The organism is Bacillus sp. Root131, assembly GCF_001429475.1.
Classification (GTDB): Bacteria; Bacillota; Bacilli; order Bacillales; family Bacillaceae_G; genus Bacillus_A; species Bacillus_A thuringiensis_S.
The window spans coordinates 67,970-87,292 of sequence record NZ_LMJQ01000005.1 but is presented as its reverse complement, the minus strand read 5'-3'; the positions used below and the strand labels follow the sequence as shown (position 1 = coordinate 87,292).

Below are 19,323 nucleotides of genomic sequence, written 5' to 3'. Positions count from 1 at the left end.
TATTTGTAAGTTGTCTTATTATTTCCTTTAAGACCGAATTCATTCGGTCTTATTTTTTATGTGATAAATACTTTTGTAGGAGGCATTACATTCAACTTATGAACTTATCGAAACTAAACAATCGAATAGAAGCGAAAAAGAAAGAGTTAATCTATCTCGTTGAACGATACGGATTAACTCATAATAAAGTGATTTCTTTCAGCCAAGAATTAGATCGTTTACTTAATTTATTAATAAAACTCAAGATGAAGAAAAAACGTTGCTCTTTATAACCCTTATCCTCCCTTTTTTGATACGATATAAATAGAATCAGAAAGGAGCGATTTATGTTTATATTAAAAGACGTTATATATAAAGATATCCTACACATTCCTTATTTACAGATTCAAAATGAAAAAATCACTTGCATTATCGGTGAAAGTGGAAGTGGAAAAAGCACATTGCTTCGCATGTTAAACGATTTACAATCTCCAACATCCGGTACAATTGAATATAACGGAAAGTTAATTTCTGATTATCCGCCTATTCAATTACGTCGTGACGTAGTTATGCTTGGGCAAACTCCACCTATTTTTGATGGAACCGTTAAAGAAAACCTATTAACGGGACTTCGTCTTTCTGAAAAACCATTTCCAAATGATGATGCCCTGCGGAGTGCATTACAAACCGTTAGCTTAGACAAGCAATTAGAAGATAGCGCCTCCTCATTATCCGGCGGTGAAAAACAAAGACTTGCCTTTGCTCGTATTGTACTTATGGATCCGCCTGTCTATTTATTAGATGAACCCACTTCAGCACTAGACAATGATACAGAACGCCGCGTTATGAAACAATTTACTGAACTAGCACGAAAAAAGAAAAAAACAGTTATCTTCATCACACACTCGCAACAACTTCCAAAAGAAATTGCAGACGACATTATTGAAATTAGTAAAACAAACGGTGCAACTAGAAAGGAAGTGCTCTCTATTGAAGGGCGTTATTGAACTCCAAATTTGGCAACTGGCGGCTGCCTATATTTTTATCCTTATCTTAATTGGACTTGTAAAATTAAAAGGAATACCTCGTGAAAAACAAATCGCGCTCGCAACATTCCGTATGACGATTCAGCTCGTACTTGTTGCATATGTCCTTACATACGTATTTGAAAACAGTAATCCATTTTATACAATTGCTCTCATTACTTCTATTACTACCTTTGCAATTTTTAATATTTATAAACGAGTTAATATCCCAATGTCTAAAGAATTAAAACGAGTAGCCGCCCTTTCCATGGTCGCTGGATCAATTGGGCCACTTCTACTATTTATCTTTGTTATTATCGGTCATGACCCTTGGTATGCTCCGCAATATATCGTCCCTATTACGGGAATGTTAGTCGGTAATGCCATGACTGGTGTTTCTCTCGGCGCAAATACGTTCTTAAACAATATGAAATCGCAAAGAGGTCAAATTGAAGGTGCACTTATGCTCGGCGCAACACCGAAAGAAGCAGCTGCTCCGCTCATTCGAGACGCTTTTGATTCTGCTATTTTACCAACAATTAATTCTATGGTCGGAATGGGAATTATAAGCTTACCAGGCATGATGACTGGTCAAATATTATCCGGTGTATCACCATTCACAGCCATTCAATATCAAATCGCTATCATACTCGGTATTTCAGGAAGTACCGCTTTCGCTGTCATTATCTTTTTACAGCTTGGATATAAAACGTTCTTTAATAAGCGATGTCAGTTGAAAGAGGTTGACTATGATGCGAAGTGAATCGTAACTTTCGCTCAGTAAATGATGCCCTGTTCTCGGTGAGTGAAATTATATCAACGATTTTTTCAATATATCTATCATAACTTGCAATATATCAACGATTTTTCAAATATATCTATCATAACTTAGAATATATCAACGATTTTGCACGAAATATCGATTTACCGACAAAAAGTGACATAATAAAAAGAGGAGGCTATTCGCCCCCTCTTTTTATTGTCTTACGCCTTCTTAACGAACTGTGATTTTAACTTCATAGCTCCGAAACCGTCGATTTTACAATCGATATCGTGATCGCCATCAACTAGACGGATACTCTTTACTTTCGTACCGATCTTCACAACTGAAGAAGTTCCTTTTACTTTTAAATCTTTAATAACAGTAACAGCGTCGCCATCTTGAAGAACGTTTCCGTTCGCATCTTTTACAACTTTTGCACCATCATTATTTTCAGCTTCTGCGTCTTGGCCCCACTCATGAGCACATTCTGGACATACGAAAAGAACGCCATCCTCATACGTATATTCTGAATTACATTTTGGACAATTTGGTAAAGTAGCCATAAATTCATTTCCTCCGTTCATTATTTATACGTAAAAATCAAAATTGATGTTTACATCTCGATAAATAAAATTTGTATAGCATTTCTTTATAGTGCCATAGTCTCACGTTATTGACAACCCTACCTCAAATTCTCATTTTTTATTGTATTTTACAAAATTTCAATTCGTATGCCTTTTTTCCATTTGCTCTTCTACTAATTTTAAAAATCTTCGTTGTGCATTTTTATTTTTTACCAGCAATCGAACTCTCAGCTTACTTTGTAAATATGAGCGAACTTTGTAGTTCGTAATAAATAACTTTCGATACTTCTCGTCTTCATACATCATTCAAAACCACTCATACTGCTGCAAGTAAAGTATGTTAGCATCAATCTTTTTCGTGTGTAAACCCGTACTTAAACTAATAGATCCTATTAGAGCTTCTATTAATGCTGAAATCATTTCTCTCTCCCCTAATAAACAAAAGAAGAATCTTCACAAGATTCTTCTTTTCAAAATGAACGAGTTCCCTCTAGAAACCCCAATTATTTTCTTCAATATAAATTTGATATTCTTCTACTTCTTCTTCACTTAACTTCTTATTATTTTCATATACCTCTTGCCACTCGAAATAATCTTCATCGAAATAAACAGCAAATTTAATTTTCACATTTTTCTTCTCTGTATAATCATAACCAGTAAACTCTACTACGTCATACTCTTTTTCTTTCTTCACAAACTTCCAAGTTGGATTATCAGTCATAATCTCTAAAGTAACCCCTTCATCACTTGAACGAACAACGTTTTTAATATTCGGCTCAGTTGGTAAAAAGGACAGCCCTAACGCAGCTAAACCAAACACAATCCCGACTATAATCTGTAAACCAATCATACCAGCTACACTAACGCCGCCCTTTGATTGTAAGAAATACGCCTTCTCATGATCAGACGCATCTTCTCCCTTACGAAAAACACGAACAGCATGCTTATAATATAAACGGTTTCCTTGCCATCCAGTAAATATCATCATTCCTAATTGAAGAGCTAAACTAAATGTTACATAAATCCCATCTGGAATATCTATAAAAGGGGGTATAACTATACTAGGTATAGCCAATAACGCAAATATAATAAATAACTTATACATTTTACGATAAGCTAACCAAAAGGTTGGGAAGAAAAAGGCTACCCAATTCCATGTATTCCCTTGCGCAGGATTTTCTATTTTACCCCACTTAAAATCATAATAAGCTGTATTTTTTTGAACAACTTTATGTAATTCTTGCTGAGAAATTGTTTCTTGTAAAACAGTGTCCTTCACGTACATCATCCTTTTCTTATTTCTATATACATTTATTGTATATGTACAAAATAAAGGAATCTAACAAAAAGTACACATATTTCATAAAAATGAACGGAAATCGAATATATTCCGACAATTATCTGTTTCTTATTTCATTTTACTTTTAAATATATTAAAATAATCATGTATCATACCTTTAATACACCAAGTTAATTATTTTATATATTCACTAAAAAGGATGCATCAAAATCATTTTTATACATCTTTTTTAGTGAATATATACTACTATTTTAAAACAAACATCTCGACTTAAGAAAACTCACAAATTAGCCTTCTACTATTTCAAACATATTTCCACTTACACAACTAATGAATAGTCCATTATTAACTTCCTCAATTGATACAATAAAATCTATTACAACAACATTTTTAGGGAGTTTAATTATATCTTTCACTTCGCCACATTCAGCATCAAGTATGATTAATTCTAAATTTGAAGTAGCAATGTAAATTTCTCCATCTTTATATAACAGAACCTTTGTAACATCATGTAGAGTCGTATTGTTCCAAATCACTTTACCTGTTTGAATATTAATACCGCAAATTCTGCCTTCTCCTAAGGACAATACCATCATCTCTCCAGTAAGAAATGGAGGTAATTCAATTTCAAAAGGCATATTTACTTCATATAATTTTTGACCGCTCTTATGGTCATAACATTGTATTTGTCTACTTACATCTTCATATTCATACTCAGTTCTTGTTAATAGTATTTTTGATTCCATTGATGCAATGTAAGAGTACTGTACCTCATCAAAGGCTTTTTCAAAAATTAAGTTACAACCTTCTTTTCCATATTCCCACTTTTGTAATGAATCTATTGCTACACATATAAAATGTTCATTAGTTAAAGTAACTGGTTCATTTGGATTACAATCTTCCATCATTTGTTTCCATAGTGTAGAAGCGTCTAATAATTGAATGGCAATTGCAACGTTACTATATACATCAGCTTCCCCATCTTCATCAAAAGAATTTCCTGCTAACACATAGTAATCTGAGCCAAGATGACACTGCGCCATTTCTCCCCCGACTCGGACATTCTTTTCCCATAATTTCACTCCACTTTCAAGCTCTAATAAAACATTGTAGCCTTCTTGTGTAATAACTAGTAAACGTGGTAACTCTTCTCCCGTAGTTTTTACATCTTGTATAATATGCCCTTCTATTTCTAAATCCCATAGAAGCTCCCCACAACTTGATGAAATAGCGTACAATTTCGCCATACTTTCTCCAAATCGATTCGCATACCAAATAATTGTGACACCATTCACAGTTATGCAATTACAATCTTCTACTATTGGAATATGGCACTGCCAAATTTCTTCTTTCGTTTCACTATCGAGTTTACGAATTCTGTGGTTATTTCCCTCTACATAAAAGATACTCTTCTTATCATGAGATAGTACCGGAGTAAATATCGGGTCAACCTCTCTCCCTTTTAAATACTTCCATTTTAATTCATACTTGTCACTTGTAGAATGATAAGTTCGATACATAATTTCATCATTTCCATTTACAAGTTTAGGAACAAATGGATCAATTCCTAACATTCTATGGTAAGCATCTTTGATTCGAAAAGAATCAACTCCACTCATGTAAATCTGCCCTATCTCCTTTTTAAGAAACGAAAAGAGTACTCGTAAAAATTGCTCGCTATCAACACTAGCTAACTTCTTGCCTCTCTGATTAATAATGAGAAACTCCCCATCTTTCTTCTTAAATTCCATCTTTTTTTCATATTCATTTAAGAAAATTGTAGCGTCATCATATTTAAAAACCTCGATACAAGCATCAAACAACTGACAAATCGGGTCTATTATGTCCGTCTTTTCTTGAAATACAATACTCTCATCTATACTAAGTACTATTTCTCCGACATTTTCTGTTGGCAGTTTATTTAGTTCGATTTGAAACTTTTTCATTATTTTCTCCCTCTATTGCGCGTTATCTAAACTAACTATAATATATGACATAAGATTCTTAAAACTATTATTTGAGGTGACCGAATATGAAGAGTACAATTTGGGCAGAAGATGACTATTTAAAACTAGCACCCATTAACGACGAACTAATCAAAAAAGCAGAAGAGGTACTGAACGTAAAGCTTCCAGAATCATACATAAACCTTCTAAAAGAACAAAATGGGGGAACTCTTCGTCTTGATACTCACCCTACTTCAAAGCCAAATTCTTGGGCAGACGATCACGTTAATGTATCTGGTTTATATGGTATTTCTTTTGATGAAAATGAATCTAGTATTTTAGAGAGTCGCTATTTAATTCGAGAATGGGAAATGCCTGATAATATCGTACTTTTATCTGGTGATGGACATACATGGATTGCATTAGACTATCGAAATGTAGCTGAAAATCCTCCAGTTATATTTATCGATAATGAGTTTGAGGAAATTATTGAATTAGCACCTAACTTTGAAAGTTTCTTACAAAACTTAACTACGTATGAATATGACGAGGAATAAGTCTCGCTCTAAAAAGGATCAAGATTTCATTACAAATTTACACGCCACTTTAAAACCACTCGGCTTTAAGAAAAAAAGACATACATTTTTCAAAGCTGAAAACGGATTTTATAAGCTCATTAACATACAAAAAAGCCAGTTTGGAGATGAATTCTATATAAATATAGGAGTCCACCCTATCGGTCTCCCGCAGCTTATTACGGACCAATTACAATTAAAAGAAAACATTTCAATATTCGATTGCATTCTACAAACGAGAATAGAGCCTATGCATATCAAACAGAACCAGTTATTGCATAATGTTTCACATGAAACTATCGCTATTCCGAATTACCTTTCTACTATTTTCGACTGGTTTCAAACGTGAGCGTCTTATGAAAATCTAGTGGAAATGAATATACATTCCATTACTCCGGTACTAGCTGTCGTTTCAATATTACGAGAAAAAGCGTTTCTGCTTCTTACTTGTTTTTCTTTCTCCAAATTAAAACAGTACGAACAAGCTAATCGCTATTTACAGCAATATTTACATTGCTCCGTGCATCTGAATACCGAGGAAAAAGAGCTCGTATTCTTTCATGAAATTGATATGTATATAAAAAAACTAGTAGAAAGTGCAATATGATTTCACATTTTGCTTTATCACAATTTTATATCCTATCCTACAACTCCCAAGTAATATTCATTTCTTCAAATGACTCCTTACTAACTTCCAATCCTTCGCTATCTTCCGTTCCAATCATTGCTATTTCTTCTTTAGACAACTTAATTTCCTCATTTGGACTTTGGATTTTTTTCTTATACACGAGTTGTAAAAGCTCTATTTGTTCCTCTGTCAGTTCATACTCTTCTTCCAGTCTTTCTATTGCTGATTCTGTATCAAGTAATGGAATTTCTAATAAGAATCCGCCGTGCTCTTCCATCTCTTCAAATGAATCAATTGAATACGCACCGCTATCCTCAATCCAAAATGCAGTTGTAATAAAAGGAACTGTTTCGCCTTCTACTTCTTCTAATACGTATTGAAGTGCTTCTTCTTTCGCAATATCTATTACTTCCGAAGGTGCCCCTTCAAAATAATCTTTCGCATCAATCCACTCATCAATTCTCTCGCTATTCACATCTTGAAGACATACGATCGTGTAATTCGGATGAAACGTAATTGTCCCTTGTCCGCCTTGAGTATTTTGCATACTATAGTTAAATCCATCCCATGAACTTTCATGTGAGAAATCTGGACAATGCGCTACATTAATTGCATGGGCAATCGAATTTAAAACCCAGCCTTTCCATAGTTGTTCTTTATCTATATGTAATTTATATTTACTCATCCGCTTCCCCGCCTACATATTTTTTTATATTATCTGTCGAATTCTCATTCCTTGTAAAGTACTTTTACGGTATGTAACAACATGAAATAACAGTAAACGATTTTTTTAAGGTGAAATTTCAAATGAAATTCCGATGCTTTATTACTTCTATAAATTGTATTGATTATAATCTCATTCAAATAAAAAAAGCGGTCATATCCCTATGACCGCTTTTTTTATTCTATTGTAATGCTCCAATCTCCGTCAGCTTTAACACCAAAGCTATACATTCCTGTGTCTTGGAATACTTGAGAAGCTGAGCCCTCATAACTTCCAATTTTGTTAACAAGCAAGTTTTTATCATTCACTTTAATAATAAAGTTTCTTGAGCCCGTATGTTTAAGTTTAATTATGTGGTTACCACTTGGTACTTCGATAAATACCACATCGTCCCCATGACCGCTAACTGTGCCTGGTGCTTTTTCTCTATTTGGAGAAGCCTTTTGGGTTACCGAGCTACTCCAACCTCCACTTGATTTCACTTCTAAATAGTACTCTCCAGATGAAGGAACCGTTGTTTGGACTGTTCCTTTATAGCTCCCAATAGTATTTACTAATAATTGAGTAGCTGTACCCGAAGAATCTTTTAGATGAACGATGAAGTTTCTTGAACCTTGATTGGTAAACTCAAAGAATGCTAAACCTGAATTCAAATTAATTTTACTTGTAACAGAATCTCCAGATCCTTCTAGTTTTTGTTTACTATTATTGTATGATTCTTCAAGTTTTTTCTTTAACTCTTCCTGCTCTTTTTCTTTAATAATCCTTTGCTCTTCTTTAATTCTAACTTCTTCCTCTTTAATAAAGTTTGCAATAGAATCCTCATTATCAAAAACTTCAATCTTTGTAACAGCAGTCTTATTTAAAACAACAGCCGCTATTTTACCTTCAGAGGAATTGAAAGTGTATACAGAATATCCTTCGTAATCTTCAAAGGAGCGATTATTAAGACTTGCTTCTTCTTTTTTATTAGAAAAATCTTCTTTAGTCATTCCGACTGTAAACATCGATTTTATTTCTTCGATACCATATTTCTTGTATGTAACCTTTTCTTTCTTTTCTTCTTTCTTTTCTTCTTGTTTTGCATTTGCAACTTTTTCAGCAGGCTTATTGTAAGTTGCATTTAATAAAAAAGAACTATCAAAAATAGAGTATCCTACAAATCCTATGACCATAAGAATAGCAAATTTCTTTTTACCATCTTTCTTTTTAACCAATAGTTGAATGATTTTAGCTAAACCATATAAGCCCATAAAGAAAAATATTACCGCTATTCCACCTAAAAATGAGACATTAAATCCTAATACTACCATTGCTAATACAAATGAAATAATAGCTCTTTTTATCCATATTTTTGCTGGTTTTTTTCTAATTTTACTTACTAATGAAATTACTAATAAAACAAGTGATGCAAAAAATAACAAACTCCCTACGACTTCTAAAAATCCCATAACATGTCTCCTTCTGTCTTGTTCAATACTAAATGTATTATATAGATATATTAATAGTAACTCATTATTCGCAAGGAAGTAAGGTGTTTAGGGGATGATTTAATTTTTAGATTTGTTAAATAAAAACAGGGGGTTACAATTTGTTATTTCATAACTTTAATTCCACATTTCGTTAATCTATTTTTAATTTTTCAAAAAATAGGACTTATTATAAGTCCTACCTCAACTATATAGGACATTTTTGCAAATGAAATTATGCAAAATAAAAAGCTACTACCATTTCTCTCTACACGTCTCAATTAAATGCAGTAAGTACCTCTTCGTCATATCTGCCCTTCTCCACCTTGAGAGCATTCGCTTTTCTTTTGGATTGTGCCGTATTCGCTCTACTTCTTTTAATAAAAGCTCCCATTCTTCCGCTGAACTTTCTAACAAGTATTGCAATCCTCTATCTTTTGAAACGATTGTTTTATAATCTAGTGTATATAAAATACGTCCCATCGTAACGACAGCTGATTCTATCCAATCTTCTATAAAAAATAAATATGGCTTCTTCGCCTTTTCACTCCAGTACTGTTCTACGTTATATTTCATCGTATTTACTACATCATTCCATTGTATTTGCAACGGAAGATCTTCTGCTTCTTTTCCGGTAACTGTAATGCCTTGATTTTTCAACGTCCACCATGTGACCGCATTAATGTCCCAATGACCAACATTAGCTTTACCATCTGCACAATACACATACTCGTTTATTTCATCATTGTATTTCCCTAAATCAACAAGCGGAATATACATACCATCCATTCTTTTACCTAGTGTATTATCACTAAGCTTCTTATGTAGTTCCACAATCTGCTGTTTTTCAGCTTCATTCACGGAATCATTTATCACTGTAACAAAATCAACATCACTCGTTTCCTTATGAAATGCACCTAGTGCGATGGATCCGTAAATATATACCCCGACTATTTTTTCATCTAAAAAAATTTCTTTTAATTCTACTGTGTACCGCTCCATTAACTGTTGTACTTCCGTTGGTAACGCATGCTTCACTCCATTTTTCACATCTATCCCTCCAATAAAAAAAGCCTTTGCAAATTCGCAAAGACTTCTTGTTTTATAAATATTTCTCGATTTCTTCGTAAACATCCTTCAAGCGAGGATTTCCTTCTCCAACAATTTCTCCATTTATAAGAACGACCGGATAAAATAAATCTTCTTCCACTACGCGCTCAGCGAATGCTTTCTTATCTTCATCTTCTTGTTCTTCTTGAAAATCAATATACTCGAAATTAAATTTATTTTCTTGTCCTTCATATTTACGACCAATTGCCGCTTGTAACCATTCAAACGTTTCTGTTGAAGATGGCATTCCGACGCAGCTCGCACAAATTACTTTCGTCCCATACACTTGCACATTAACCATTTCTTCTCCCCCACTTCTTGTTCCAACAGTATATTCAGATGTCTTATTACATAAGCACATCATTTTACAAACTTATTCCATACCCCTATACTGAAAAAACATGATACAATATTTCGACAATAAAACAAGAAGAGAAAAAATAGATTTTCCCCTCTATCTTGATTATAATAAAACTGATGAAAGGAGTCGATAAAAATGGAAAACCCACATATGCAAGAACAAGTATTAGAAGTATTAGATAAATTACGTCCATTCTTACTTCGCGATGGCGGAGACGTTGAATTAGTAGACATTGAAGAAGGTATCGTAAAACTACGCCTTATGGGTGCATGCGGAAGCTGCCCAAGTTCTACAATCACACTAAAAGCTGGTATCGAGCGCGCGTTACTTGAAGAAGTACCAGGCGTTATCGAAGTAGAACAAGTATTTTAATCTAAAAGCGGAAGCGGCTCGTTCAGAACAGGAGGTCATTGGAGCTCCTGACGAAGAGGCGCTTTTTGCCTCACAGGAAGGCGCGAAATGGCCGACTGTTCTAGCCGCTGGAGCTGGATAATTAAAAGCAGAAGCGGCTCGTTCAAAATGTGAGGAGGATGGAGCTTCTGACATAGAGGCGCTTTTTGCCTCGGCGGAAGAAGCGAAGCCACCGAACATTTTAGCCGCTGGAGCTGGATATTAATCTAAAAGCAGAAGCGGCTCGTTCAGAATCGCCTTCTAAAAGGAGACCAAATTTGGTCTCCTTTTTTTATTCAAATCACATTTATCCGTTAACATCATAAAACAAAATTGGAAATCCTTCTCAAAAAATGCGATAATTAATACTATATAGTGAATCGTTCACACATATACAGTAAGAAAACATAGGGGGATGACACATGCCAAAAATGGGGAACACTTTTTTAACAATTCAAGAACTAGAAAAGAAAAAAGAGTATTTATTAGGCCTTTCATCCGTTATACCAACATGGAATACAAGCTATCAATTTTTATTTAAAGAAATCCAGCAAGAATTATTGGGTAAAGTAAATGAAAAACTCGAAAAACATCAATTCGTTTTAAATATATGTACAGATCAACAGGTAGGGGCATAATGTATTACATAAAATTGTGGTATAAAAAAGAGACCTCCAGCGGTCTCTTTTTTATACGTTTAAGATAGCCAATCTAATTTTCTAATCCCAAGCTTATCTACTGGTAAACGAAGTGAGCCATAAAAATGCTTCATAAATTGCTCTGAGCGGTTCACATCGTGTAAAATGGCTTCTAAGCGATCTCTATATATGCTTTTTTGTTCTTCGTTTCCAGTTTGGTAATATCGTTCGACCGTTTCAAAATAGTGCAGCGGGAACAAGAGCCTTGCAAATAATAAGCGCCAGCCAAATGAGGATAGCGAATAATTACGTTCATAATCTGTAACAAATTGAATTATTGTTTGCTCCCAGTCTTTCTTTTTTTCTATCATCATATAGCGAATTAATTCTGCCATATCTCGAGTTGGGTGATCATACACCCAATCAAAAGGAAGTTTGAGCCGCTTCGTTTGATGCCATAATAAAGGTGTGAATCGTTCTTGGCAAATTGTTGCTGCATCCGTTAGTTGCGGCGTATCATCCATTTCTGTATCGACAACATATTGAATTGCATTTTCTGCAACTCCTAAGTAATACGGGAAGGATTCAATAAACAATTGATCGAATACATCTGAAGGGTGGTTCATCACTTGTGATTGCCAAAACTTTTCTAATTGATCGAGCCTTTTTTCCCATAACGCTTTCCATTCACCAATACGGCTTAATTGCTCAATTTCTTCTGGAAAGAATGCACCTCGTTTATGGAATATAGAAAGCTCACTTCCTAATGACATAGCATGTCGTTCTAACGTGCGCATACCTTTTAATAAGCAGTAATTTTGTTCTTCTATCTCACTTACATAGTAGCCGTGTATAGTCGGAACGAAAGTCGCTACAGTTATATCCCCTTGCTGGTTCATATAATCACTGAGCTTTTTCATCTCTACAAGTACTTCTTCCTCCATTTCTCCAATTGGAACAAGTACATAAATTTTGTTGCGAATCCAAAAGCTTTTATAGGGGCCAAGGGGGATTAATTCTTTAACATGCATGTGATAATGCTCATAAATATGCTGAATCATCGCAGTCGCCACCTATGGTTTTTCTTTATATATATGAGCTTGTGCTCGCCTTTCATTCCTATGCACATGATAAAGCAACGAAACGTATACAAATACTAAAAAGAAAAAAAGGTGATAAACATGAAAGAATCAAATCAACTACAAGAAAGAGCATTACAACTATTACAAGAACGCGGTGTAACAATTGACGATATTGCTGAACTTGTTCATTTTCTTCAAAAAAAATATCATCCAAATTTAGAGATGTCAGAATGCCGTTATAATGTAGAACGTGTACTATCAAAACGTGAAGTACAAAACGCACTGATTACAGGTATCGAACTCGATGTTCTTGCTGAAAAAGGAATGCTAAGTGAGCCGTTACAAGATATCGTAAAACGTGATGAAGGCTTATACGGAATTGATGAAGTTATCGCACTTTCTATCGTGAATGTATACGGATCTATCGGTTTCACGAACTTTGGATATATCGATAAATTAAAACCTGGTATTTTAGAATACTTAAATGATAAATCAACTGGAAAAGTGCACACGTTCCTTGACGATATCGTTGGCGGAATTGCTGCCGCTGCCTCAAGCCGTTTAGCGCACCGAGCTGATCACTCGGAATAATAATGTTTTCTAGACCGTCAGTTTCATGCTGACGGTCTTTCGTATTCCATAAGCATAAATTCTCTTCCACGACTCAAAAAAATAGACCCTTGCTTAAATCCGATATTTTTATATAACGTAATCGCTCTTGTATTAAATGTTGCTACACTTAATCGAAACATCTTCGAATTAAATTCCTTAGCAGCAAACGCTATTCCAGCTTGAAAAAACATTTCTCCCATTCCCTTCCCTGTTAAATCTGGCTTCATGCCAAGTCCGATATCAATCACATCTTCTCCACCATATAAATTAGCATCTCTTCCACCTGGTACTTGTGCATTTTCTCCAAAACAAAAATAGCCGATGAACTCTTCTTGATCGTTACAACAGCCATAATAAGTTCCATCTAATAATTCTCTTATTACTTCTTTCTCGCCTGAAAAACTATATAAATTATATGGTTCCTCGTACGCCCACGTATTTATCTCATTTGCTTCTTCCTCTGTTAACTTATGTATATCCACTTTCTCTTTCCCCCTATTATATTTCTATTAACAATATTCGATATTCATCTTATAATTCATCTTTCTCAATATATTTTTTTAATTTCTCGCTTCATTTTATGGAAGATTTTTCTTATTATGTTACGATTAAACAGAATCATTACAAATAAGGTGGTGACAATTTGAATTACTTTTCTTATCTCTCCTCAGAAGAACGGCAAAATTTTTTCTATAAAGAACCTCTTAGTTTTTCAAAAAATATAGGAAAAGAACAACTAGCTTACGCACTAGGCGCTACACTATATACTCCTGGCACGAAAGAAACGATTGCGGAAGATATAATTAGAAAGAAACATGTGGATGCTACCTCAATTATTCTTTGTCTAGAGGACGCTATCAGCGATGAAGAAGTAAAACTTGCAGAGCAAAACATCGTCGTTCAAATACAGCAAATAGCCAACTTAGTCAGTGCCAACATACTAAATCAAGCAGACATCCCACTTCTTTTTATTAGAGTTCGACAGCCAAGTCAAATGAAGACAATTGTTACTGAATTAGGTAGTGCTGTTCATTGTTTATGTGGTTTTGTCTTTCCAAAATTCACACCGATTAACGGAAAGACTTATATCGATCAGCTTGCATGTATAAACGAGTTATACTCATTATCGCTATATGGCATGCCGATTTTAGAATCACCAGAAATTATGTATAAGGAAACACGGGCAGAATCATTATTACAAATAAAAGATTTACTAGATTCTTATCACGATTACATCTTAAATGTACGTATTGGTGCTACTGATTTTTCAAGTATATTTAGTATTCGGCGCAATAAATACACACCTATCTATCATATTACTGTTGTCCGTGATTGTATTTCAGACATTATTAACGTTTTCTCAAGGGCAACAAATGAATATATTATTTCAGGATGTGTATGGGAATATTTTTCTAATGATCATGAAGAAGGGCTCATTCAAGAGGTATCACTTGACCATGCAAATGGCTTAATCGGAAAGACAGTTATTCACCCATCTCATATTAAAGTTGTACAGGCAATGCACATTGTCACAATGGAAGATTATTTAGATGCGAGGTCAATTTTACAAAATGCAGATACGTATAATGGAGTGCTAAAAAGCAGTTTTTCTAACAAAATGAATGAAGTAAAGCCGCATTATGGCTGGGCTCGCAAAACCATTTTAAAATCTAATATTTATGGGGTGCTACATGAAAACAAACAATTCACCGATCTCCTTATTACAAACGCAAAGCAACACGTATAACGTTTTAAATAATATACAAGTTCATGTAGAAGTACGTGATAATCCATATAACTTAGCGCTAGACAATCTTTTTCAAATGGCTGCTAGAATAAATAAGAAACGTAGTTTTTTATTTGTGAGTACAATCCTTGGAAAGCATCTTCCTATTAAACCTGCAGTCTCTCTATCAAGTGGATTTGCTCTCGCTACAAGATATATGGAAATGCTACATAATACTTCTCATCCATTTCAAAAAGAAATTTTAAATCTCATTTCATTAGAAATTCATGAAATCCCAGAGGAAGTATTTCGTTATCAATATCCTCTGCAAGAAGAAGTTTTGTTCATCGGATTCGCTGAGACAGCGACAGCACTTGGTCATTCTATGTTTCAATGCTTTCAAAATGCAAAGTATGTACATACAACTAGGGAATCGATACCCCACCTAGAATCTGTCATTACATTTGAGGAAGAACATTCTCATGCAACATCGCACCGTTGTTATGTGGATGAAAGCTTTTTTCAAAACAGCAATCCTATTGTTCTCGTAGATGATGAGATGACAACAGGAAAAACAGCATTAAATATTATTAGATCGATTCAAAATAAATTCCCACGAGAAGAATATATTATTGCTTCTTTATTAGACTGGCGTTCTCATACTAATAGAAGACAATTTAAACAATTAGAAGACGAACTTCAAATTAAGATTCATGTTATTTCTTTATTAGAAGGCATTATTCATACAACTGGCCAACCATTGAATATTGCCAAAACAGATATTCAAATTGAAGAAACAAAACCTGATTTCAAAAAACATACCCTTACCTGCCCAAAATTACCCTATACATCAAATTATATAAAATATACTGGGCGATTTGGCATTTCAGCATATGAACAACAGCACATTCATTCTTTCGCTCAAGAAGCAGGAAAAACTTTAAAAAGAGAAAGAATTGGAAAACGAACACTCTGCCTCGGAACGGGTGAATTTATGTATATCCCAATGAAAATTGCTGCTGAAATGGGTGAAAATATTTTATATCAATCTACAACAAGAAGCCCTATCCATCCTGTTTCAAATGATGTGAACTACGCCATTCATAATCATTTCTCATATCCAAGTCCTGAAGATTCTACTATTACAAATTACTTTTATAATATTTCACCTCATGATTACGATGAAGTATTTGTTTTTATTGAACGTGATTTAGGAGAAGAAGCCCTATCTCCTCTTCTACAGCAGTTACAAACAGTTATTCCTTTTATTCATATCGTCTCATTTTCAAATAGCATAGAAAAGGAAGGTTGATAATTATGGTAAAAGTAAATTCTCACATTAGTAGTTATGATCCAAATGATGCTATTTTTCTATTAAAAGATATTAGTGATTTAATGAAAGAAAGTTCCACAGAAACTAGAGAACAAGCAATTCAAGCTGGCACACATTATTCTGAAATGTTACCAATGGAATATAAACCATCTAAAGCGTATATGGATTTATTCTTTTCTTCTCTGCAACAATACAAACACAAACTAGCCATCGCTGTTGGAGTTGTCGCCGAACAAATTATACAGACTAAAGGAACTAACCTTGTCCTCGTTTCATTAGCTCGTGCTGGTACACCTATTGGCATTCTTATAAAACGCTACATACGCTATCAATACAACCTTGATGTACCTCACTATTGTATTTCTATTGTTCGCGGACGCGGTATTGATGAAAATGCACTCCATTATATTTTGGAACATCACCCTAAAGAAACAATTCAATTCATTGATGGATGGACTGGGAAAGGTGCAATAAAAAAAGAATTAGAATATGCAGTACACACATTTAACGAACGAAATAATACACACATTTCTCATTGTATGGCTGTGCTTGCTGATCCCGGTTACTGTACTTCAATTTACGGTACACGTGAAGATTTTCTTATTCCTAGCGCTTGCTTAAATGCAACCGTCTCTGGACTCATTAGCCGCACTGTACTAAATGATACCTACATTGGTCCATATGATTTTCATGGTGTTAAATATTATAAAGAGCTAGAACAAGAAGACTTATCAAATTTCTTCATTGATGAGGTGACAGATTTATTCCCTTCTGTTCATTCTCATATAGATAATCAATTACGTTATATTACTTCAACTTACACTGATCCCTCTTGGCAAGGATTAAAAGATATACAGTCTATCCAAAGTCACTTTGAAATTGACGATATTAACTTAATCAAACCAGGAGTCGGTGAAACAACTCGCGTATTACTCCGGAGAATACCGTGGAAAATTTTAATATGTAAGCAAAACAATCCCGATTTAAAGCATATTTTACTTCTCGCTAAAGAAAAGAATGTCCCTATTGAAATCTATGAGAATATGACTTATTCATGTTGCGGGCTCATTAAGCCTCTTAGGAGGGAAACGTTATGATTTTCGCCAGTGATCTTGATCAAACGCTTATTTATTCCCGGAAATCGTTTCGTGCCCCTATAGAAGATGAATCAATTCAACTCATTGAAACTTTAGATGGGAAAGAAATTTCTTTCATATCACATAAAACCATTTCACTACTAAAAAAATTACAACTGCACTCACATTTCATCCCAGTTACAACAAGAACTATTGAGCAGTTTCAGCGTATTACTTTATTCCAAAACGAAATCATTCCCGAATACGCCATTACAAGTAACGGCGGTAATATCCTTCATAACGGTAAACAAGATGGTACTTGGAACAGGACAGTAAAAGAAAGACTATCGGTTGAATGTATAGAGAGAAACGACATACTAAAGGAATTTGGACAAATTGCTCATAAAGATTGGGTTATATCACAAAAAACAGCCGATGATCTATTCCATTATTGCATCATTAAACGGGAGAACATTCCTTATGATGAATTATCATCCTTCACTTCCTGGTTAGACAAACAAGGCTGGAATCATTCACTTCAAGGTAGGAAGCTATACTTTGTACCAAAACCAATTAACAAATGGGATGCCGTGCAATATATAAAAGAAATTTTGCAAATAGATACGATTATTACAGCTGGGGATTCTTTACTTGATTTATGCATGCTTGAAAAGGCGAACCATGCCTTCGCACCACTTCATGGTGAGTTAGGAGCAATGCATGATAACTTACAATCCTATATTTTAAAAACAGACGCAATCGGCATATATGCCGCAGAAGAAATCGTAAATAAATCACTTCAAATTATTCACAGTTCATTACCTACCTCATGATTAAAATATGCACAATTGCATACGCACCACAATTAAACAAATGGTACAATTTATTTGAATCGCTGTTGCTACACTTCTTGATTAAAGAAAAGGCGCTAACACGGAAATTAGCGTCTTATCAACCTCAAGCAATTGGCACATTTTGTCATCTTAAAAGACACTCGAAAGAGTGTCTTTTTTTCTATATCCCACAAGGACTTACTCATTTCAAAGTATAAATACATAAAATAATGTAAATCATTACAAGCATGAATCACTTTCTAAAAGTTATAAAGTAGATTCAAAATAAAAAAGCACTCTTAACTAGAGTGCTTTTTACTTTCAAACAAGGAGGCTACATATATGGATAGCACTCTCGTATTTAACTTCGGCATTGGTCTTGTCATTATTTTATTTGTCTTCTTTGTACTTTGTATGAGCGGGGTATAAAAAGGCGATTTTTGAGCGTCTTTTTATACATATGTATTACTTGACTTCCATAAAAGGAGTAACCATAATGGTTACATATATACAAATAACTATTCACATATCCACAAAATAGGAGGAAGAACAATGAAACATGTAATCGTTTATGCACACCCAAATACAGAAAGCTTCAACCATGCAATTTTAGAAACGGTAAAAAGTGAATTAGAAGAAAAAGGTCATGAAGTACGCGTTCGCGATCTATACGAATTAAACTTCAATCCAGTATTAAGCGCTTCCGATTTCATCTCATTTTCTCAAGGAAACACACCAGAAGATATTAAAGAAGAGCAAGAGCATATCTCTTGGGCTGATAGCATTACATTCATTTATCCAGTTTGGTGGGCGGGACTTCCTGCTATTTTAAAAGGATACGTTGACCGTGTATTTAGCCATGGATTCGCTTATGCTTACGGTGAAAACGGCATTGAAAAGTTATTAAGCGGTAAAAAAGGATTGTTATTATCTACAATGGGCAATACGAAAGAAGCATACACAGCAGGCGGGATGTTTGACGCAATGAAGAAAACAGTGGATGTTGGTATTTTTGAATTTACAGGCATTGAAACAATTGAGCACACATTCTATACTAGTGTTCCTTCTGTGGATGATGGTGTGCGTAAACAATATCTTGAAGAAGTTAAAGATGTTGTGAATCGTGCGTTTTAATAAAAAAAACAGGTAACCTCTTCGGTTACCTGTTT

21 protein-coding genes and 2 pseudogenes are annotated in these 19,323 nt (G+C 34.3%); 13 read left to right on the top strand and 10 right to left on the bottom strand.

Features of this window, described 5'->3' with window-relative positions; translation table 11 throughout:
• Positions 1 to 98: 98 nt before the first annotated feature.
• Genes ASE54_RS35840 through fetB form a run of 3 tightly spaced genes read left to right on the top strand, consistent with a single transcriptional unit; the run spans position 99 to position 1,767 of the window.
• A complete protein-coding gene (locus ASE54_RS35840) occupies positions 99 to 272 on the top strand; it encodes an aspartyl-phosphate phosphatase Spo0E family protein (RefSeq protein ID WP_001054092.1) in 174 nt (57 codons plus the stop codon).
• A 54-nt stretch (positions 273 to 326) separates the two neighbouring features.
• Positions 327 to 986 carry an ABC transporter ATP-binding protein gene (locus ASE54_RS17190; protein ID WP_000470267.1) on the top strand — a complete coding sequence of 220 codons (660 nt, stop codon included), beginning with the start codon at positions 327 to 329 and terminating at the stop codon, positions 984 to 986.
• Positions 970 to 1,767: an iron export ABC transporter permease subunit FetB gene (gene fetB / locus ASE54_RS17185; protein WP_000679259.1), complete on the top strand. Its 798-nt coding sequence runs from the start codon at positions 970 to 972 to the stop codon at positions 1,765 to 1,767. The genes ASE54_RS17190 and fetB overlap by 17 nt, the downstream gene beginning before the upstream one ends.
• 221 nt (positions 1,768 to 1,988) lie before the next feature.
• On the opposite strand, the gene phnA is transcribed toward fetB, so the two are convergent.
• From phnA to ASE54_RS17165, 4 genes and pseudogenes are all read right to left on the bottom strand, one after another.
• Entirely contained in the window at positions 1,989 to 2,330 is a 342-nt protein-coding gene (phnA, locus tag ASE54_RS17180; protein ID WP_000212735.1) for an alkylphosphonate utilization operon protein PhnA, read from the bottom strand.
• Positions 2,331 to 2,489: 159 nt separating this feature from the next.
• A pseudogene (locus ASE54_RS37585) lies at positions 2,490 to 2,771 on the bottom strand (hypothetical protein).
• A gap of 70 nt (positions 2,772 to 2,841) precedes the next feature.
• Positions 2,842 to 3,639 carry a DUF2628 domain-containing protein gene (locus ASE54_RS17170; RefSeq protein WP_003255092.1) on the bottom strand — a complete coding sequence of 266 codons (798 nt, stop codon included), beginning with the start codon at positions 3,637 to 3,639 and terminating at the stop codon, positions 2,842 to 2,844.
• Between the two features lie 299 nt (positions 3,640 to 3,938).
• Positions 3,939 to 5,597, bottom strand: coding sequence for a PQQ-binding-like beta-propeller repeat protein (locus ASE54_RS17165; protein WP_000714474.1), 1,659 nt, complete (start codon positions 5,595 to 5,597; stop codon positions 3,939 to 3,941).
• An 86-nt stretch (positions 5,598 to 5,683) separates the two neighbouring features.
• Here ASE54_RS17165 and ASE54_RS17160 point away from each other — a divergent pair, with 86 nt between their 5' ends.
• Complete coding sequence (locus ASE54_RS17160) at positions 5,684 to 6,154, top strand: SMI1/KNR4 family protein (protein ID WP_000843111.1); 471 nt, start codon at positions 5,684 to 5,686, stop codon at positions 6,152 to 6,154.
• Positions 6,141 to 6,779, top strand: a pseudogene (locus tag ASE54_RS35835) (DUF4304 domain-containing protein). Before ASE54_RS17160 ends, ASE54_RS35835 begins: the two are co-directional and overlap by 14 nt.
• Positions 6,780 to 6,816: 37 nt before the next feature.
• Here ASE54_RS35835 and ASE54_RS17150 read toward each other — a convergent pair.
• The 4 genes from ASE54_RS17150 to ASE54_RS17135 form a co-directional block, all read right to left on the bottom strand.
• Positions 6,817 to 7,485 (bottom strand): hypothetical protein, encoded by a 669-nt coding sequence (locus tag ASE54_RS17150; RefSeq protein WP_000049693.1) that lies wholly within the window; start codon positions 7,483 to 7,485, stop codon positions 6,817 to 6,819.
• 215 nt (positions 7,486 to 7,700) lie between these two features.
• Complete coding sequence (locus ASE54_RS17145; RefSeq protein WP_000506011.1) at positions 7,701 to 8,975, bottom strand: tripartite tricarboxylate transporter TctB family protein; 1,275 nt, start codon at positions 8,973 to 8,975, stop codon at positions 7,701 to 7,703.
• A 273-nt stretch (positions 8,976 to 9,248) separates the two neighbouring features.
• Positions 9,249 to 10,043 (bottom strand): nucleotidyltransferase domain-containing protein, encoded by a 795-nt coding sequence (locus tag ASE54_RS17140; protein ID WP_003310048.1) that lies wholly within the window; start codon positions 10,041 to 10,043, stop codon positions 9,249 to 9,251.
• Positions 10,044 to 10,095: 52 nt separating this feature from the next.
• On the bottom strand, positions 10,096 to 10,404 hold the full coding sequence (locus ASE54_RS17135; RefSeq protein ID WP_000248589.1) for a YuzD family protein: 309 nt from the start codon (positions 10,402 to 10,404) through the stop codon (positions 10,096 to 10,098).
• 195 nt (positions 10,405 to 10,599) lie between these two features.
• Between ASE54_RS17135 and ASE54_RS17130 the strand changes: the two genes are divergently transcribed.
• Both ASE54_RS17130 and ASE54_RS17125 read left to right on the top strand, forming a co-directional pair.
• Entirely contained in the window at positions 10,600 to 10,836 is a 237-nt protein-coding gene (locus tag ASE54_RS17130) for a NifU family protein (protein ID WP_000431159.1), read from the top strand.
• Positions 10,837 to 11,276: 440 nt separating this feature from the next.
• On the top strand, positions 11,277 to 11,492 hold the full coding sequence (locus tag ASE54_RS17125; protein WP_001125497.1) for a hypothetical protein: 216 nt from the start codon (positions 11,277 to 11,279) through the stop codon (positions 11,490 to 11,492).
• A 59-nt stretch (positions 11,493 to 11,551) separates the two neighbouring features.
• Here ASE54_RS17125 and yutH read toward each other — a convergent pair whose 3' ends face one another.
• Positions 11,552 to 12,553 carry a spore coat putative kinase YutH gene (gene yutH, locus ASE54_RS17120; protein WP_000614219.1) on the bottom strand — a complete coding sequence of 334 codons (1,002 nt, stop codon included), beginning with the start codon at positions 12,551 to 12,553 and terminating at the stop codon, positions 11,552 to 11,554.
• Between the two features lie 120 nt (positions 12,554 to 12,673).
• Between yutH and ASE54_RS17115 the strand changes: the two genes are divergently transcribed.
• Complete coding sequence (locus ASE54_RS17115; protein ID WP_000665102.1) at positions 12,674 to 13,165, top strand: phosphatidylglycerophosphatase A; 492 nt, start codon at positions 12,674 to 12,676, stop codon at positions 13,163 to 13,165.
• A gap of 23 nt (positions 13,166 to 13,188) precedes the next feature.
• On the opposite strand, the gene ASE54_RS17110 is transcribed toward ASE54_RS17115, so the two are convergent.
• On the bottom strand, positions 13,189 to 13,668 hold the full coding sequence (locus ASE54_RS17110) for a GNAT family protein (RefSeq protein ID WP_000351144.1): 480 nt from the start codon (positions 13,666 to 13,668) through the stop codon (positions 13,189 to 13,191).
• 161 nt (positions 13,669 to 13,829) lie between these two features.
• Between ASE54_RS17110 and ASE54_RS17105 the strand changes: the two genes are divergently transcribed.
• The 5 genes from ASE54_RS17105 (at position 13,830) to ASE54_RS17085 (ending at position 19,288) form a co-directional block, all read left to right on the top strand.
• Positions 13,830 to 14,933, top strand: coding sequence for an HpcH/HpaI aldolase/citrate lyase family protein (locus tag ASE54_RS17105; protein ID WP_001106085.1), 1,104 nt, complete (start codon positions 13,830 to 13,832; stop codon positions 14,931 to 14,933).
• A complete protein-coding gene (locus ASE54_RS17100) occupies positions 14,878 to 16,224 on the top strand; it encodes a phosphoribosyltransferase family protein (RefSeq protein WP_000856293.1) in 1,347 nt (448 codons plus the stop codon). The genes ASE54_RS17105 and ASE54_RS17100 overlap by 56 nt, the downstream gene beginning before the upstream one ends.
• 5 nt (positions 16,225 to 16,229) lie before the next feature.
• Entirely contained in the window at positions 16,230 to 17,342 is a 1,113-nt protein-coding gene (locus ASE54_RS17095) for a cysteine protease StiP family protein (protein WP_000241495.1), read from the top strand.
• Positions 17,339 to 18,154 (top strand): HAD hydrolase family protein, encoded by an 816-nt coding sequence (locus tag ASE54_RS17090; RefSeq protein ID WP_000575387.1) that lies wholly within the window; start codon positions 17,339 to 17,341, stop codon positions 18,152 to 18,154. The genes ASE54_RS17095 and ASE54_RS17090 overlap by 4 nt, the downstream gene beginning before the upstream one ends.
• Before the next feature lie 552 nt (positions 18,155 to 18,706).
• Positions 18,707 to 19,288, top strand: coding sequence for an NAD(P)H-dependent oxidoreductase (locus ASE54_RS17085; protein WP_000683435.1), 582 nt, complete (start codon positions 18,707 to 18,709; stop codon positions 19,286 to 19,288).
• Positions 19,289 to 19,323: the final 35 nt, after the last annotated feature.

Coding starts and splice junctions, on each gene's coding strand:
- ASE54_RS35840 (WP_001054092.1), top strand. CDS start 99: ATGAACTTATCGAAACTAAACAATCGAATAGAAGCGAAAAAGAAAGAG.
- ASE54_RS17190 (WP_000470267.1), top strand. CDS start 327: ATGTTTATATTAAAAGACGTTATATATAAAGATATCCTACACATTCCT.
- phnA (WP_000212735.1), bottom strand. CDS start 2,330: ATGGCTACTTTACCAAATTGTCCAAAATGTAATTCAGAATATACGTAT.
- ASE54_RS17170 (WP_003255092.1), bottom strand. CDS start 3,639: ATGATGTACGTGAAGGACACTGTTTTACAAGAAACAATTTCTCAGCAA.
- ASE54_RS17165 (WP_000714474.1), bottom strand. CDS start 5,597: ATGAAAAAGTTTCAAATCGAACTAAATAAACTGCCAACAGAAAATGTC.
- ASE54_RS17160 (WP_000843111.1), top strand. CDS start 5,684: ATGAAGAGTACAATTTGGGCAGAAGATGACTATTTAAAACTAGCACCC.
- ASE54_RS17150 (WP_000049693.1), bottom strand. CDS start 7,485: ATGAGTAAATATAAATTACATATAGATAAAGAACAACTATGGAAAGGC.
- ASE54_RS17145 (WP_000506011.1), bottom strand. CDS start 8,975: ATGGGATTTTTAGAAGTCGTAGGGAGTTTGTTATTTTTTGCATCACTT.
- ASE54_RS17135 (WP_000248589.1), bottom strand. CDS start 10,404: ATGGTTAATGTGCAAGTGTATGGGACGAAAGTAATTTGTGCGAGCTGC.
- ASE54_RS17130 (WP_000431159.1), top strand. CDS start 10,600: ATGGAAAACCCACATATGCAAGAACAAGTATTAGAAGTATTAGATAAA.
- ASE54_RS17125 (WP_001125497.1), top strand. CDS start 11,277: ATGCCAAAAATGGGGAACACTTTTTTAACAATTCAAGAACTAGAAAAG.
- yutH (WP_000614219.1), bottom strand. CDS start 12,553: ATGATTCAGCATATTTATGAGCATTATCACATGCATGTTAAAGAATTA.
- ASE54_RS17115 (WP_000665102.1), top strand. CDS start 12,674: ATGAAAGAATCAAATCAACTACAAGAAAGAGCATTACAACTATTACAA.
- ASE54_RS17100 (WP_000856293.1), top strand. CDS start 14,878: ATGAAAACAAACAATTCACCGATCTCCTTATTACAAACGCAAAGCAAC.
- ASE54_RS17095 (WP_000241495.1), top strand. CDS start 16,230: ATGGTAAAAGTAAATTCTCACATTAGTAGTTATGATCCAAATGATGCT.
- ASE54_RS17090 (WP_000575387.1), top strand. CDS start 17,339: ATGATTTTCGCCAGTGATCTTGATCAAACGCTTATTTATTCCCGGAAA.
- ASE54_RS17085 (WP_000683435.1), top strand. CDS start 18,707: ATGAAACATGTAATCGTTTATGCACACCCAAATACAGAAAGCTTCAAC.